General features: G+C 56.8%; 2 protein-coding genes. Both read left to right on the top strand.

Annotated features, from left to right (window positions below; translation table 11 throughout):
- The first annotated feature begins 132 nt into the window (after positions 1 to 132).
- Positions 133 to 1,023 (top strand): DMT family transporter, encoded by an 891-nt coding sequence (locus tag DW754_RS10760; RefSeq protein ID WP_233508943.1) that lies wholly within the window; start codon positions 133 to 135, stop codon positions 1,021 to 1,023.
- A gap of 225 nt (positions 1,024 to 1,248) precedes the next feature.
- A partial coding sequence (locus tag DW754_RS10755) for a PTS sugar transporter subunit IIC (RefSeq protein ID WP_147338941.1) occupies positions 1,249 to 1,841 on the top strand: 593 nt, incomplete at its 3' end.

Below are 1,841 nucleotides of genomic sequence, written 5' to 3'. Positions count from 1 at the left end.
TGGTCGTGGGCATCGTCGGCGCGTTCTTCGGCGTGCTGGCGTAAGGGCCCGGCCTATTATCTGCCCCCAAGGGAAACGGCGACCCGTTGTGGTCGCCGTTTTTTATTATCGAAAGCTAGCTGGAGGTGCTTCGTGATTCAATCTGACAATCCACCCGATAATGGCGTGAGCGGGGCGATGTATCTATTTGGCACGGCGCTCTTGTGGAGCTTTATCGGCATCCTCGTTCACGCAAATTCGCAGTCAGCTCTATTGATCGGTGCCGTCACGGCAATATTTATGGCGCTCTTTATTCTGCTCGTCGGCAGGCCTGTCCTCCGCGTCAGCCGTCTTATTGTCCTTGTGGCCGTCTGCAACTTCGTGACGGGCACCACGTTTAACTTTGCCAACCAGCTCACGACGGTCGGCAACGCAATCGTTTTGCAGTACACCTCGATGATTTTCGTTATCGTATATCAATCGCTCGCAACACACACGTTGCCCTCGCCTGCGAAGATTGCCTCCGTGGTGGTTGCTTTTACGGGTATGGGTCTTTTCTTTTTAGGTGATTTGAGTGTCGAGGGCATGCTCGGCAACCTGCTTGCCGTCATTTCGGGCGCCACCTTTGGGCTGTGTTTCTTTTTGAACTCTCGCCCCGATGCGTCGCCCATGGTGTCCTCGCTCATCTCCTGCGGTATCTCGATGCTGCCGATCGTCTATTTTGCCGGCGCCCTAGACTCCGTGAGACCATTTGAGTGGGGGCTCATGCTGGTGCATGGCCTTTTTTGCAGCGGCCTTGCGAGCGTGCTGTATGCTAAGGGGATTGCGCGCACCAACGCGTTTGCGGCCAACTTGGTCTGCATGAGCGAGGTCGTGCTCGCTCCCTGCTGGTCGGCGCTCCTCTTTGGCGAGGTCTTTCGCTGGAACGAGTTTTTGGGTGCGTCGATTATCGTTTTGGTGATTGTGGCCAACTTGGCATCCGATGCCTTTGGCGATGGCTTTCTGGTGGCGCTTGTCCGCCATCGAAACAAGGAACATGCCTGATGGGATACGTTTGCCGTTTACGGTAAAAAACACCCCGCTGAGCGAGTGGTATTAAATAGTAAGGACCTGCATACCTATAATTGGTATCAAATCATTTGTACCTGGCATGGGTGTTAGCAGCACACCAGGTACGCTTCGAGCCGTGTAATCGAACTCCCGGAATTGATATCAACAACGCGCGCGACGGGAGTGGCGACGGTTCGAGATTCCTTATTGGGAGGAATTATGCTTGTCCAAGCAATCCTCGTCGGCTTAGTCGGAGCGTTTGGATGTCTCGACTACCAGCTCGGCACCCTCTACGCGTTCCGCCCCATCGTCCTGTGCCCGCTCGTGGGCCTGGTGCTGGGGGACCTGCAGACCGGCCTTGCCGTTGGCGCCAGCCTGGAGCTGCTGTTCATGGGCTCGATCTCCATCGGCGCCTACGTACCGCCCAACGAAACCGTCGGCGGCGTGCTCGCCTGCGCGTTTGCCATTCAGCTCGGTCAGGGTACCGAGACGGCCATCGCGCTCGCCATGCCCATCGCCGTCCTTTCGCTGACGATCGGCAACATTACCAATGCTTTGTTCCCTGTGTTTGTCGATATGGCAGACAAGTTCGCCCTCAAGGGAAACCTCAAAGGCATCTACGCCGTTCATTGGGGAATTGGAATTTGGGGTTGCGTTGAGTACTTCCTGCTGTGCGGCGGCGCCTTCTATCTGGGTTCCGACGCCATTCAGGGTCTGCTCGACTTCATCCCGCCCTTCATCATCGACGGTTGCGGCGTTGCCGCCAACATCCTGCCGGCCATGGGCTTCGCCATGCTCGGCCGCCTGGTGCT

The organism is Collinsella sp. AM29-10AC (assembly GCF_003469085.1).
Taxonomy (GTDB): Bacteria; Actinomycetota; Coriobacteriia; order Coriobacteriales; family Coriobacteriaceae; genus Collinsella.
The sequence above is the reverse complement of the archived record's forward strand: the minus strand, read 5'-3'. Positions and strand labels throughout refer to the sequence as shown.